Genomic DNA, 13,099 nt, shown 5'->3' with positions numbered 1-13,099 from the left:
CCATGGCGATGAGGATATTAAGGCGGGAAACAACCCCGTCATCGGCTAAGCAGTAAAGATACGCTCTTTTTCTGTAACAGTTATAGATGCAAATCAAGGACAAGACGGGTGACAAGCTGGATAGTATCCGCCGATTTTTGTGAGAAAAGTGCCGCTATCGACATAATTTCGGTACGGGGATATCAGCAAACTAAGAGTTCATCTATATTCAAGATAAGTCCTTATTTCTCTGGGTTTATTATTCAGGAAGCGTGATTCCCAATGCCCGATTTTACCTCCTTAGGGAAATTATATGCTGACGTTTGCGTCACTTACGCCACGCTATCCGTCGGCTATTTTATCCTCAGCCGCAGTGAGCCTTTCACTTCCTACGGCGACATCTGGAAACGCATCGCTTTTGGCCTGATGGCCGGCGTCGCGGCGCTATTTCTTTCCCAGGATCGGCTGATCCTCAACGATAATGTCTATTACAGCTTCGAAATGCTGCCGATGATTTTGGTGACCTTTTTTGGTGGCTGGCTCAGCGGGCTGTCGTGCTATCTCTTGCTGTTTGCGCTTAACGGCGGCTATTCGCTCAATAATCTGCTGATTGGCTGCATTATGCTCGGGCTGTTTTTATTTCGCGTATGGCGCAAGCGCCAGCATCGGGTGTTTTATATCACTTTGCTGCTGGTAGGGCTGGGACGAATTGCGTTGGTATCGAGCCTTTATGGTTCGGTGGTGCCGTGGGCGACGCTGGTGCTTTATCAACTGGTCACCGCGAGCTGCATGATCCTGTGCTATCACGCCCTGAATTTTAAAGAAATCTACATGAAAAAGGTGTTCGCCATTCGGGTGAAGGCCGCCACCGACCCTCTGACACAAATCAGCAACCGCGCCAGTCTGGATTATCGGCTCTCGGTTCAACAGAGCCGTCGCCAAAGCTGTGGGCTGATCATCATTGATATTGATAATTTTAAGCGGGTGAATGATACCCATGGTCATTTGATTGGCGACCGGGTGCTGAGTGAAGTCGGGCGCGTGCTGCGCAATGTCACCCGCAGCAAAGATTTTGCCGGACGCTACGGTGGCGAAGAGTTTTTGGTGATCACCGCCGCCTATCAGCCCGAGGCGGTACTGGCAATCGCCGAGCGGCTACGTCAGGAAATCGAGCTTAATCTGATGATGCTGGAAGATGGCAGTCCGCTGAAGGTCACCGCCTCGCTCGGCGTGTCGCTGTATCTGCCGGGGATGCAAATTCGCAAAGCCATAAAACTGGCGGATGAAGCCCTGTATAAAGCCAAGCATCAGGGGAAGAATCAGGTGGTCGCCAGCTCTATTTTGCAGTTGGCGCAATTGGGGGATAGGGAGGTTTGAAAAGCAAACGGCGGGTTATTACGCTATAGCCAAGGTGATCAGGGGTGCACTCGTGCCGTCCATGGCCCTCGCCCTGCGGGCAGCCTTCGGCTGTGCAAATTGGCTGTCCTGCCAATTTGTCGAACATAGGGTTCTCACCGGGCCGCTCCCAACGTAATAAAAGCAAAAGGGGCTTGGATTTTCATCCAAGCCCCTTTTGCTTTTATTTGGCGGTGAGAGAGGGGTTCGAACCCTCGATACGCGTTAGCGTATACACACTTTCCAGGCGTGCTCCTTCAGCCACTCAGACACCTCACCGTAAGTCATTCCACGCCGTAGCGCTGCTGACCGGCGCTAATGTAGGGAAAAGCACCCTCAGCGTCAACACTCTTTTGCAGGAAAGCGATCGTTTACTCAAAGTTAGAGCAATTTGCTGATTTACAGAGCAAAAGTACCCTTAAGCGGCCGCAAAAGCCCAATTATTAATCTTGCTTATGATGCGCGCTGGGTCATTAGCTATGCTTCGTAGCAGAACAATTATCAGGCAAACGATTTTAACACCAAGTAAATAACAAAATTATGTTGGGAAAAAACGCGGTGACGGGAGTATAACAACGGCCCTATCGGGTTATTGCCATATAAAAACCAGCTGTATGAGGGTTCTGGCAGATCTAACTTCTATCAGTACATTCAGTACATTTTTTGTAAGACGGGGTCAAATTTGAGTCAGTTCGAACACGCGGCGTCGCCGCAGCAGCCGCACCGGTCGAAGATACCGGCAGGCTCAGGGGCTTTATTCTTCATCCAGACCTTTGCCACACTCGGCTTTGCCGTGCTGTATTCCACGCTGGTGCTGTACGCCACAAAACGCCTTGGCTTTAGCGAAGGCAATGCCAACGCCATCATGGGCGTGTTCGGCGCATTTAACTATGGTCTGCACATGTTTGGCGGCTACCTCGGCGGGCGCTACCTGAGTAACCGTAACCTGTTCGTGCTGGGCATGGTGCTGCAAGTCTTCGGCTGTGGCCTGATCGCCATGGAAGGGGTAGAAGGGCTGTATTGGGGGCTGGCCATGTTCCTCACCGGCAGCGGGCTCAACGTTACCTGCCTGAACATGATGCTGACTCAGCGCTTTGCGCCAGAAGATGACCGCCGTGAATCCGCCTTCCTGTGGAACTACGCCGGGATGAACCTTGGCTTCTTCATCGGTTTCGCCGTGGCGGGGTACTATCAGCTGACTGAAAATTATAAGTCGCTGTTCCTGTTCGCCACCTTGGGCAACGTGCTGGCGATTATCGTCACGCTTTATTACTGGCGAATTCTGGCCGACATCAGCACGCCGCTGCGCGAAGCGAGCCGCAGCGTGTTTATGCGCCGCATGGTGATTGGCTTGGCCGTGCTGGTGGTGCTGGTGCCGATTATCCGCGTGTTGCTGACTCATGCCGAGTTCAGCAGCTACTTCGTGGTGGTGCTGGGCATTATCATCTTTGCCGCCATGGCCTTGCTGACTTTCCGTCATCGCGAACATGATGAACGCCGCCGCATGAAGGCTTACCTGATTCTGGCTCTCGGCTCGCTGGTGTTCTGGACGCTTTACCAACTGGCGCCTATGGGCCTGATGCTGTTCTCTGAGAACAATATCAACCTGAATGTGTATGGTTTCCAAGTCGCACCTCAGTGGATCCAAGACATCAATACCGTGGTGATTGTGGTCGGCGGCCCATTGATGGCGCTGTGGTTCAAAAAGCTGCGCCAGCGCGGCTGGAACCTCGACATTCCGCTGCAATTCTCCGCTTCTCTGTTCTGTATCGGTCTGGGGATGCTGGTTCTGCCGTGGGGAATTAGTCTGGCGGGCGGTGACGGCCTGGTGGCCTTTAAATGGATTGTGATTAGCTACGTTCTGCAAAGTATCGGCGAGCTGCTTATCTCGCCAATCGGCTACGCGATGATTGGCAAACTGGCTCCGGCGCGCTATCAGGGCGTGATGATGGGCTGCTGGATGATGGTGACCGGCGTGGCCTCGGTGCTGGCAAGTTACGTCTCTGGGCTGATGCCTGAAAACACCGGCAGCACGGCGGCGCTGACCAACCCGGGTTACAGCTCGGTGTTTAGCGTGCTGGGTTGGGGCTCTGTCGCCACCGGCGTGGTGCTCATCGTGCTGATCCCACTGCTGCGCCGCCTGATCCAACGCGTTCCGGCGTAATTTGCAGTAGTTATTCATCAAATCAATTGATGCCAACAGGCTCCGAATATCGGGGCCTGTTCTTTTTTGTCTCTATGGGTTGCATCCTGATGATATTCGGGGAAATCTATCAGGGCTTAGGAGGCAACCATGATGAATATAATTTTTTACCACCCTACATTTGATTCGAAACAATGGATTGACGGAATAAGTAACAGACTGCCACAAGCTAAGGTTCGCGCCTGGCACCGTGGTGACGACCAACCCGCAGACTACGCCCTGGTCTGGCAACCCCCTCATGAAATGCTGGCTCCGCGCACCCAGCTAAAAGGCATTTTTGCCCTCGGTGCCGGTGTGGATGCCATACTGATGCAAGAGCAGCGTAATCCGGGCACACTGCCTGCGGGCGTGCCGCTGCTGCGTTTGGAAGATACCGGCATGTCGCTGCAAATGCAGGAGTACACGCTGGCCGCCGTGCTGCGCTATTTCCGCCGAATGGACGAATACCAGCTGTTCCAGCAGCAAAAGCAGTGGCGTCCGCTGGCTCCCCATGAGCATCAGAACTTCACTATCGGTATTCTGGGCGCGGGGGTGTTGGGCCAAAGCGTGGCCGAGAAGCTGGTAGAGATGAACTTCCAAGTGCGCAGCTGGAGCCGCAGCCCGAAAAACATCGTCGGAGTGCAGAGCTTCGCGGGGGATGACCAGCTGGATGAATTCACCACCGGCTGCAAACTGTTGATCAACCTGCTGCCGAACACGCCACAGACCGTCGGCATCTTGAATAAAAACCTGTTTGCCACGTTACGCCCGCAGGCATATTTGATTAATATTGCTCGCGGAATGCATCTGGTAGAAGGTGATCTGCTGCGCGCCCTCGACGCCGGCCAAATTGCCGCCGCCACCCTCGACGTGTTTGTCGAGGAGCCGTTGCCGGGCATGCACCCATTTTGGTCACATCCGCGTGTTAGCATCACGCCTCACATCGCCGCCAACACCTTACCCGAACAGGCGATGGACAATATCGTGGCCAATATATTGGCACTTGAGGAAGGGCGAACGCCGACCGGGCTGGTGGATTTGCAGCGCGGATACTGATGGCCGTCACGCATCCGACTCAAACCGCCCGCTACCTGTTACACCATCATGGCGAACATCGCCGCCCTGATGGTTCATTGTGAGGAGTTTACATGCCGTATCCCGTTGATTTACACATGCATACCGTTGCCAGCACCCATGCTTACAGCACCCTGCATGACTATATTGATGAAGCCACAGAAAAGGGCATCAAGCTGTTTGCGATCACCGACCACGGCCCGGACATGGCCGATGCGCCGCACTACTGGCACTTTATGAATATGCATGTGTGGCCGCGACTGGTGAACGGCGTCGGCATTCTGCGCGGCATTGAATCCAACATTAAAAATATTGAGGGTGACATCGACTGCACCGGCCCGATGCTGACCGCCATTGACGTCATCATCGCCGGTTTCCACGAGCCGGTGATGCCGCCTTCTGACAAAGAGACCCACACGGCGGCGATGATTGCCGCCATGGCCGGTGGCGAAGTGCACATCATCAGCCATCCGGGCAATCCGCGCTATCCGGTAGATATCCCGGCGATTGCCGCCGCCGCCGCAAAATACAATGTGGCGCTGGAGCTGAATAACTCCTCCTTTACCCACTCGCGGGCAGGCAGTGAGCCAAACTGCCGTGCCATCGCGCAGGCGGTGAAAGAGGCGGGGGGCTGGCTGGCGCTGGGTTCTGACTCGCACATTGCCTACTCGCTGGGCGGCTTTGAGCAGTGCGAGCGCATTCTGCGTGAGGTGGATTTCCCAGAGGATCGTATCCTTAATGTCAGCCCGCGCCGTTTCCTCGATTTTCTCGAAGCGCGCGGTCGTCAGCCCATTGCTGAATTAAAGGATCTGTGACATTGTCACGCCCTTTGCTCGCTTTCACTTTTTCCTTTGGCTTAACAGGTTGCCGCTATGAATGAATTTTCGATTGTTTGCCGCGTACTCGGCTCGTTGTTTAACCGCTCGCCGCAAGATCCGGTGCTGGCTCCGCTGTTTGGTTTGATTCAACAGGGCAAGCTGCAAGAGCACTGGCCTCTGGAGCAGGACGCCTTGCTCGCCCGTCTGCGTGAAAGTGCGGATCCACAGGCGCTGGCCGCCGAGTACGACCATCTGTTCGTCGGTGAAAACCGCGCGGTGTCGCCTTATCGCAGCGACTATGTTGATGGCGCGACCGAGCAGGACGTGCGTGCTTTCCTACAACAGCGCGGCATGCCTTTGGGCGAGAACCCGGCAGACAGCTTCGGCTCTATGCTGCTGGCCGCGTCTTGGCTGGAAGACCAGTCTGCCGAGGACGAAGTGGGTGCGCAGACCGCGCTGTTTGACGACTATCTGTTCCCATGGTGCGGCAAGTTCTTGGGCAAAGTCGAAGCCCACGCGACCAGCGGCTTCTACCGCACGCTGGCGGAAATCAGCCGTGAAGCGCTGCAAGCCATGCGCGATGAGCTGGAAGAGTTGGCGGCGTCCGACATTGAGAATGAAGACGACGACGAGCAGTGATCTGCCCATTTTAGGTTGAAATCTAAAAGCTAGAAATGCAAAAGCCCGGCGGGTGTTGCCACTCAGCCGGGCTTTTTTATGGCAGTGAACTTGTTCAATCCGTGAAGGGAATAACCAACTCACCCGGCTTCACTTCGATACCTTTCGCCAGTTTCTTCGCCATCGCTTCGCCCTTACTCTTATCGGCATTCAGCACATAGGCCGGCTTCTGATCAAAGTAGGATTTCAGCGACTGGTTGAGATAAGGCATTAGGCCTTTCATCACCGACTGCATCTTCTCTGGCTGGATGGTGTAATCCACCACTTCCATATCTTTCAGATAAATAGCGCCTTGGGCTTTATCAAAGCTCGGCTGGGCTTTTAGCGTCAGCGTCATGTCGGCTTTTTGCGGGCCGAATAGCGAGGTGACGTCCACGCTGGCGTTACCCGTCAGCGTCACTTTACCCGGCTCGGCGCGGCCGATTTGGCTATTAAGGTTGGTCAGAGTAATTTTTGCATCGACCAGCCCCGGCACGCCCAGCTGTTTCTGGAAATCATTGTGCTTCTGCAAATATTCATTCACTTGCTGCTCACTAAGCGTGTACTGCGTGAGCTGGTTACATCCGGCAAGCAGGCCGGCGAACAGCAGGGCAGCTGCCCCTAAAAATAGCTTTCTCATCTTATCCTCTGTGCGTGATACCGCGTGAACAGCCTAAAGCCATCGCAGCATGTTCTAATTCCATGACAATGCCTATCAGACAACGCTGATTAGCCTAAGTGCTTGGCGCACAGATTAAAAGTCCAAATCGTGCAGTAGAAGAGGCAGGGGAAGAGCAGCCGGAAGAGGCTCCGGCTGCTAAGGCGATTAAATCGCCAGACTGGTAAACAGATTGACCTGAGTCTGTTTCGCCATATTGTCGCGATAGGCTTGCACGCGAGAAGGCAGCACCACGCCTTTGACAATCGACAGCGAACGCAGCAGCGGCCACAGGCTGAAGTCATCTTCTGAGAGTTCGCCATTCACCGCGTTAGGCTCCTGAATCAGCTCATCCAGCGCACGCAGGTCGTGGCTGATTTTCTTCACCAGCCCCTCAGAGTGCTGAAGGTGCTCTTTGAAGTCGCCTATCGACGCCTGCTTTTTCTCGGTGAAATACTTCTTAGCTTCCGGGGTGGAGAACTCCTCCAGCGGAGCCTGCACGAAGCGCGGCAGCAGCAGCCTGGAGGTGTATTCAGACACCTGACGCAGCCAGGCGGCAATTTTCGGATTGGTCGCGCCGGTCAGCAGCGGCTTGCCGTCGCTCTTATCGATGAAGTGCACGATATCCATGCTTTCTGGCATAAAGCTGCCATCCTTTTTTTGCAGGATAGGGACAACTTTTTTACCCACCATTGAAATCGGGGTCTTTTCGTCATCATTAGCTAACGCTTTGATTTCAATGGGTATGTTTTTAAGGCCAAAGATCATTCGAGCTTTAACACAGTAGGGACAATGTTCGTAGATGTAGAGTTTCATAGTGCGGTACTCCTTTAATCCGTGGCGGGCCTACAAGGGACTGCAAAAAGGCCAGCCGTGTGTGACGCCATTTAGGAGTATGGGTAAAGATTAGGGGGAGATCAAACCGCTCTCGGCCGAGAGCGGCGTTTAATCACAATCAGTTACCGCTAAGCATCGCAGGTTCAATGCGTCGCAGATTGAACTGCCAGTAGAGGCCGGTGAGGGTGATCAAGCCGACAATCGCCAGTAATAACCACGGCAGCTGAGGCAGTTCCAGCGCGCGCCCGGTGTCGTACATCCAGCCGCCGCCGGTATAGCCAATCACGCCGCCGAGAGCCAAACCTAAACGGCTGAAACCCATGTAACTGCCGCGTGCGCGGGCGTCGGCCAGCGAGGCGCCCAGCGTTTCACGCGCCGGTTCGGCAATGATTGAGCCGATATAGAAAAAGCCAATCAGCATCAGCAGCGGGTTGATAGAGGTCACCATGCCCACGGGCAGCAGGCTGAAGGTCATGATCAGCAGGCCGAACATCAAGCGCTGCTCGAGGCGAAAACGCTTTTCGCTCCAGCGAGCAATCGGGTACAGCAGGGTCAGCGACAGCACGGCCTCAATGGCGTACATCCATTTCACCGCCGACGGGCTGCCCGCAATGTCATTCACGGCAATCGGCAGCATCAACATTACCTGCACGGTCAGCATGTAATAGCCGGTCAGGGTCAGCACGTAGGCCACAAAGCGGCGGTCGCGCAGCACGCGCATCATGCCTTCACGCATCGGGGTGCGCATGGTGGAGATTCGGTAGGCGGGCAGCAGCCAAGCGTTACATAGGGCCGCCAGCACAAACACCGCGGCCCCGGCCCAGCAGACGTAGTGGAAGTCATACTGCAACAGCCAACTGCCGATCAAGGCCCCAATAACGGCACCCGCGCTGTCTTGCATCATCAATAAAGAGTAAAAGCGACTACGCTCATGAGGACGGGTGAGTTTAATGACCAGCGCGGTGCGCGGTGGGTCAAACAAGGTGCCGCCGAGGCCGGATAAGATGCAGGAGCAGACCAAGATCCACGGCGCGTCGGCCATCGCCATGGTGGCGAAGCCGGAGGCGCGCAGCAGCATGCCGGTGACAATCATCGGTTTGGCACCAAAGCGGTCGGCAATCGCGCCGCCAAAGATGCCCAGACCCTGTTGGGTCAGTTGGCGCACGCCCAGTGCTAACCCGACGGCCATCGCGGCCCAGCCTAGCTGGTCTACAAAGCGAATCGAAATCAAGGGGAATACTAAAAAGAAGCCTAAAATAACCAGCGCATTATCTAATAATAGGAAGTATTTACCCAAGCTCCGAGCTTGCGAGACCAATGACATGCTTCACCTGAAAGGTTGTGGGCACCCGATCCGACAGGTGCTGCGAGGGGGAAAGAAGACCGTTCAATTCTGAACCTCAAACGGGCAATTGGATAGGGTGCTATAGATAATATTTTTTTATCGTCAAGCCGCGCTCAGACTGGCAGAATTGACGTTTAATCGGCGGATTATTCATCCGGCTTATGGTTTCCTATCAATACTTCTTATCGACCCATGCGGACTGTGGAGGGAAGGGATGTTTGGCTATAAATCTGCCACACCAAGAGTGCGGCTTACCACTGACCGAATGGTATTGCGTTTAGTGCACGAACGCGACGCGCACCGTATGGCTGATTACTATGTTGAGAACCGCGCCTTCCTTAAACCCTGGGAACCGGTGCGCGATGAAAGCCACTGTTATCCTTCCGGCTGGCAGGCGCGTCTTGGGCTGATAACTGAGATGCAAAAGCAGGGCAATGCCTATTACTTCATCCTGCTCGACCCGGACGAGAACCACGTGCAGGGCGTGGCGAACTTTAGCAACGTGCTGCGCGGCTCCTTCCACGCCTGTTTTCTCGGCTACTCGCTGGGTGAAAAATGGCAGGGCCAAGGGTTGATGTTTGAAGCACTGCAATCGCTAATTCGCTACATGCAGCGCCAGCAAAAGATGCATCGCATCATGGCTAATTACATGCCGCACAACCAGCGCAGCGGCGCGTTGCTGCATCGCCTCGGCTTTGAGCGCGAAGGTTATGCGAAAGATTATCTCTTGATCGACGGCAAGTGGCAGGATCACATCCTCACCGCCTTGACCTATCAGGATTGGACCGCGTCACGTTAAGGAAGCAGCATGAAACATGAATTAAGCGCCAAAGAGGCCCGCGTGGTGGGCTGTTTGCTGGAAAAACAGCTGACCACGCCAGAACAATATCCGATGTCGCTCAACGGCCTGACCACCGCCTGTAATCAGAAAACCAACCGCGAGCCGGTGATGGAACTGAGCGAAAGCGACGTGCAGCAAACGCTGGATTTACTGCTGCGTAAGCACATCATCCGCACCCTCAGCGGCAGCCGCACCATGAAGTACGAGCACCGCTTCTGTAACTCCGAGTTCGGCAATTTGAAGTTCTCGCCGCAGGAAGTGGCCGTGGTTACCACTCTGCTGCTGCGCGGCGCACAGACGCCGGGCGAGCTGCGCACTCGCACCAACCGCCTGCATGATTTCGCCGATGTCAGCGAAGTCGAACAAACACTAACTGCACTCAGCCAGCGCGAAGATGGCCCGTTCTGCGTGCATCTGGCGCGTGAGCCGGGCAAACGCGAAAGCCGCTACATGCACCTGTTCAGCGGCGAAGTGAGCCACGTGGCATTGGCTAGTGAAGATGAGCCTTTTAGCGCCTCAGCCGCCGACAGTTCAGCACTGGAAGAACGCGTTGCCGCGCTGGAAAGCGAAGTGGCGGAGTTAAAACAACGCCTTGAGCATTTACTCGAACGCTTGGCAGACTAGGAGTCGCGCGTGACAAAATTACGTATTGGCGTGGTGGGGTTAGGTGGCATAGCGCAGAAAGCGTATCTGCCGATCCTCAGCCATGCAGAAAAATGGACGCTAGCGGGCGGCTTCTCGCCGAATCAGCAGAAAGCGCAGGCCGTTTGCGACAGCTATCGCATGAACTGTTTTTCGCGGCTGGATGAGCTGGCCGCGCAGAGTGACGCAGTGTTTGTTCACAGCAGCACGGCGAGCCACTTCGAGGTGGTCAGCCAACTGCTCAAGGCCGGGGTGCATGTCTACGTGGATAAGCCGCTGGCGGCCGAGTTAGATCAGGCCGAGCAGTTGATTGAACTGGCTGATAAAACCGGCAAAAGCCTAATGGTGGGGTTCAACCGCCGCTTTGCACCGCGCTACCGCCAGCTGCATCAGCAGTTACAGCAACAGCCGGCGGCTTCGCTGCGCATGGATAAACACCGTTCTGACAGCGTAGGGCACAACCTGCGCTTCACACTGCTGGATGATTACCTGCACGTGGTAGACACCGCGCTGTGGCTGGCGGGCGGCGACGCCAAGCTGCTCAGCGGCCAGATCACAGCAAACGCCGAACAGCAGATGATTTACGTCGAGCACCATTTCAACTGTAACGGCAGCATCATCACTACCTCAATGCACCGCCGGGCGGGGAGTTCCCGTGAAACCGTGCAGGCGGTGACGGATAGCGCGGTCTATCAGCTGGCGGATATGAAACAGTGGCAGGAAGAGAAGCACGACCTGCTGACTCAACTGCCGGTTGCCGGTTGGCAGACCACGCTGGCCCAGCGCGGATTCGAAGGGGCGATTCACCATTTCATTGAAAGTATCAGCAATCACACCGCGCCGGATACCAGCGGCGAGCAGGGGATTTACGCCCAAAGGCTGATTGAGAAGATGTTAGAAAGTGACGTTGTCACCATCTGATGACTGACAGGTAATATTATATAACAACTGCCAGTAGCTATTGCGTTTCGGATGCGTAGACTATGGCGCACGTTAGAGCTCTGCCAGTTCTTACCTCCCACGCCTGCTGCCGCAGGCGTGGCTGTTTAGCCGCTGGCAAATAAGAAAATTGATATGAATCTACTGAAATCTTTGGCCGCCGTCAGTTCAATGACGATGTTTTCCCGTGTATTAGGTTTTGCTCGCGACGCCATTGTCGCGCGGGTGTTTGGAGCAGGAATGGTGACGGACGCCTTCTTTGTTGCTTTCAAACTGCCTAACTTGTTACGCCGTATCTTTGCCGAAGGCGCGTTTTCGCAGGCTTTTGTGCCGATCCTCGCCGAGTACAAAACACAGCAGGGCGAAGAAGCCACTCGCACCTTTATTGCTTACGTTTCTGGCCTGCTGACGCTGGTGTTGGCCGTGGTCACCGTGCTGGGGATGATTGCCGCGCCTTGGGTTATCTACGTCACTGCGCCGGGCTTTGTTGATTCTCCAGACAAATTTGCCTTAACCAGCGCGCTGCTGCGTATCACTTTCCCCTATATTTTGCTTATCTCGCTGGCGTCACTGGTGGGGGCGATACTCAATACCTGGAACCGTTTTTCCATTCCGGCGTTTGCGCCAACCTTCCTTAACGTCAGCATGATTGGCTTTGCGCTGTTTGCCGCGCCGTATTTCCACCCGCCGATTTTAGCGCTGGCGTGGGCGGTGGTGGCCGGGGGCCTGTTGCAACTGGGCTACCAACTGCCGCACTTAAAGAAGATCGGCATGCTGGTATTACCGCGCCTGAACCTGAAAGATGCCGGTGTCTGGCGGGTGATGCGCCAAATGGGGCCAGCCATACTTGGGGTTTCCGTTAGCCAAATTTCGCTGATCATTAACACCATTTTTGCCTCATTTCTGGTGTCTGGCTCGGTGTCGTGGATGTATTACGCTGACCGCCTGATGGAGTTCCCGTCCGGCGTGCTGGGTGTGGCGCTGGGCACCATCTTGCTGCCATCGCTGGCGCGCAGCTTCTCCAGCGGCGACCATATGCAGTACAACCGCCTGATGGATTGGGGCCTGCGCCTGTGCTTCCTGCTGGCGCTGCCAAGCTCGGTGGCGCTGGGGATTCTGGCGAAGCCACTGACCGTAGCCCTGTTCCAATACGGCAAATTTACCGCCTTTGATGCCTCTATGACCCAACGCGCGCTGATAGCCTATTCCGTTGGCCTGATGGGGTTGATCGTGGTCAAGGTGCTGGCTCCGGGCTTCTATTCGCGTCAGGATATTAAGACGCCGGTGAAGATTGCCATTATCACGCTGGCGATGACTCAGGTAATGAACCTGGCCTTTATCGGGCCGCTGAAGCATGCCGGTCTGTCACTGTCGATTGGTCTGGCTGCCTGCCTTAACGCCGCGCTGCTCTACTGGCAACTGCGCAAACAGGATATCTTCCAGCCGCAGCCGGGCTGGCGCATCTTCCTGCTCAAACTGATTCTGGCGGTTGTGGCGATGTCCGCCGCGCTGCTCGGCATGCTGTACGTGATGCCCGCGTGGGACGTCGGCGGCATGGCTTATCGGCTGGCGCGCCTGATGGCGGTGGTCGTGGTCGGGGTGATCGCCTACTTCGGCGTGCTGGGGCTGTTAGGCTTCCGCGTCAAAGAGTTCGCTCGCCGTCTGGATTGATTTCCAGCCCGCCAATAACCAAGCAATAACAAAAAGGCCAGCATCAGATGCTGGCCTTTCT

At 55.3% G+C, this 13,099-nt stretch carries 12 protein-coding genes and 1 tRNA gene; 9 read left to right on the top strand and 4 right to left on the bottom strand.

Annotated elements, in window-relative coordinates:
* The first annotated feature begins 261 nt into the window (after positions 1-261).
* Positions 262-1,356, top strand: coding sequence for a GGDEF domain-containing protein (locus ACT3RT_RS00325; protein ID WP_485900774.1), 1,095 nt, complete (start codon positions 262-264; stop codon positions 1,354-1,356).
* Between the two features lie 207 nt (positions 1,357-1,563).
* Here the strand turns inward: ACT3RT_RS00325 and ACT3RT_RS00320 are convergent.
* Positions 1,564-1,653: transfer RNA gene (locus ACT3RT_RS00320), tRNA-Ser, on the bottom strand.
* A gap of 403 nt (positions 1,654-2,056) precedes the next feature.
* Between ACT3RT_RS00320 and ACT3RT_RS00315 the strand changes: the two genes are divergently transcribed.
* From ACT3RT_RS00315 to ACT3RT_RS00300, 4 genes are all read left to right on the top strand, one after another.
* Positions 2,057-3,538, top strand: coding sequence for a peptide MFS transporter (locus ACT3RT_RS00315; RefSeq protein ID WP_353502250.1), 1,482 nt, complete (start codon positions 2,057-2,059; stop codon positions 3,536-3,538).
* Between the two features lie 132 nt (positions 3,539-3,670).
* On the top strand, positions 3,671-4,612 hold the full coding sequence (gene ghrA, locus ACT3RT_RS00310; RefSeq protein ID WP_353503978.1) for a glyoxylate/hydroxypyruvate reductase GhrA: 942 nt from the start codon (positions 3,671-3,673) through the stop codon (positions 4,610-4,612).
* A 92-nt stretch (positions 4,613-4,704) separates the two neighbouring features.
* On the top strand, positions 4,705-5,445 hold the full coding sequence (locus tag ACT3RT_RS00305) for a phosphatase (protein WP_353502249.1): 741 nt from the start codon (positions 4,705-4,707) through the stop codon (positions 5,443-5,445).
* Positions 5,446-5,502: 57 nt separating this feature from the next.
* The gene (locus tag ACT3RT_RS00300) at positions 5,503-6,087 is read left to right on the top strand and encodes a TorD/DmsD family molecular chaperone (protein WP_496202334.1); all 585 of its coding nucleotides are present in this window, start codon (positions 5,503-5,505) and stop codon (positions 6,085-6,087) included.
* 94 nt (positions 6,088-6,181) lie between these two features.
* Here the strand turns inward: ACT3RT_RS00300 and ACT3RT_RS00295 are convergent, their stop codons facing one another.
* The 3 genes from ACT3RT_RS00295 to mdtH form a co-directional block, all read right to left on the bottom strand.
* Positions 6,182-6,745, bottom strand: coding sequence for a lipoprotein (locus tag ACT3RT_RS00295; protein WP_496202333.1), 564 nt, complete (start codon positions 6,743-6,745; stop codon positions 6,182-6,184).
* Between the two features lie 186 nt (positions 6,746-6,931).
* Positions 6,932-7,579 carry a glutaredoxin 2 gene (grxB, locus tag ACT3RT_RS00290; protein ID WP_496202332.1) on the bottom strand — a complete coding sequence of 216 codons (648 nt, stop codon included), beginning with the start codon at positions 7,577-7,579 and terminating at the stop codon, positions 6,932-6,934.
* A gap of 139 nt (positions 7,580-7,718) precedes the next feature.
* A complete protein-coding gene (gene mdtH, locus ACT3RT_RS00285) occupies positions 7,719-8,924 on the bottom strand; it encodes a multidrug efflux MFS transporter MdtH (protein ID WP_496202331.1) in 1,206 nt (401 codons plus the stop codon).
* Positions 8,925-9,159: 235 nt separating this feature from the next.
* On the opposite strand from mdtH, the gene rimJ reads away from it, so the two are divergent.
* The 4 genes from rimJ to murJ all read left to right on the top strand — a co-directional run bounded on the left by rimJ (position 9,160) and on the right by murJ (position 13,038).
* Positions 9,160-9,744, top strand: coding sequence for a ribosomal protein S5-alanine N-acetyltransferase (gene rimJ, locus ACT3RT_RS00280; RefSeq protein ID WP_034790769.1), 585 nt, complete (start codon positions 9,160-9,162; stop codon positions 9,742-9,744).
* A 9-nt stretch (positions 9,745-9,753) separates the two neighbouring features.
* Positions 9,754-10,410 carry a DUF480 domain-containing protein gene (locus ACT3RT_RS00275; protein WP_496202330.1) on the top strand — a complete coding sequence of 219 codons (657 nt, stop codon included), beginning with the start codon at positions 9,754-9,756 and terminating at the stop codon, positions 10,408-10,410.
* Positions 10,411-10,419: 9 nt separating this feature from the next.
* A complete protein-coding gene (locus ACT3RT_RS00270; RefSeq protein WP_496202329.1) occupies positions 10,420-11,349 on the top strand; it encodes a Gfo/Idh/MocA family protein in 930 nt (309 codons plus the stop codon).
* A gap of 153 nt (positions 11,350-11,502) precedes the next feature.
* Positions 11,503-13,038, top strand: a complete 1,536-nt coding sequence (gene murJ, locus ACT3RT_RS00265; protein ID WP_496200981.1) for a murein biosynthesis integral membrane protein MurJ — start codon at positions 11,503-11,505, stop codon at positions 13,036-13,038.
* The last annotated feature ends 61 nt before the right edge of the window (positions 13,039-13,099 follow it).

This window comes from Ewingella sp. AOP9-I1-14 (genome assembly GCF_052375995.1).
Lineage (GTDB): Bacteria > Pseudomonadota > Gammaproteobacteria > Enterobacterales > Enterobacteriaceae > Ewingella > Ewingella allii.
This window is presented reverse-complemented; position numbering and strand designations above follow the sequence as displayed.

What these genes read in the sequence shown, in the direction of transcription:
- ACT3RT_RS00325 (WP_485900774.1), top strand. Translation starts at nt 262, where the DNA reads ATGCCCGATTTTACCTCCTTAGGGAAATTATATGCTGACGTTTGCGTC.
- ghrA (WP_353503978.1), top strand. Translation starts at nt 3,671, where the DNA reads ATGAATATAATTTTTTACCACCCTACATTTGATTCGAAACAATGGATT.
- ACT3RT_RS00305 (WP_353502249.1), top strand. Translation starts at nt 4,705, where the DNA reads ATGCCGTATCCCGTTGATTTACACATGCATACCGTTGCCAGCACCCAT.
- ACT3RT_RS00300 (WP_496202334.1), top strand. Translation starts at nt 5,503, where the DNA reads ATGAATGAATTTTCGATTGTTTGCCGCGTACTCGGCTCGTTGTTTAAC.
- ACT3RT_RS00295 (WP_496202333.1), bottom strand. Translation starts at nt 6,745, where the DNA reads ATGAGAAAGCTATTTTTAGGGGCAGCTGCCCTGCTGTTCGCCGGCCTG.
- grxB (WP_496202332.1), bottom strand. Translation starts at nt 7,579, where the DNA reads ATGAAACTCTACATCTACGAACATTGTCCCTACTGTGTTAAAGCTCGA.
- mdtH (WP_496202331.1), bottom strand. Translation starts at nt 8,924, where the DNA reads ATGTCATTGGTCTCGCAAGCTCGGAGCTTGGGTAAATACTTCCTATTA.
- rimJ (WP_034790769.1), top strand. Translation starts at nt 9,160, where the DNA reads ATGTTTGGCTATAAATCTGCCACACCAAGAGTGCGGCTTACCACTGAC.
- ACT3RT_RS00275 (WP_496202330.1), top strand. Translation starts at nt 9,754, where the DNA reads ATGAAACATGAATTAAGCGCCAAAGAGGCCCGCGTGGTGGGCTGTTTG.
- murJ (WP_496200981.1), top strand. Translation starts at nt 11,503, where the DNA reads ATGAATCTACTGAAATCTTTGGCCGCCGTCAGTTCAATGACGATGTTT.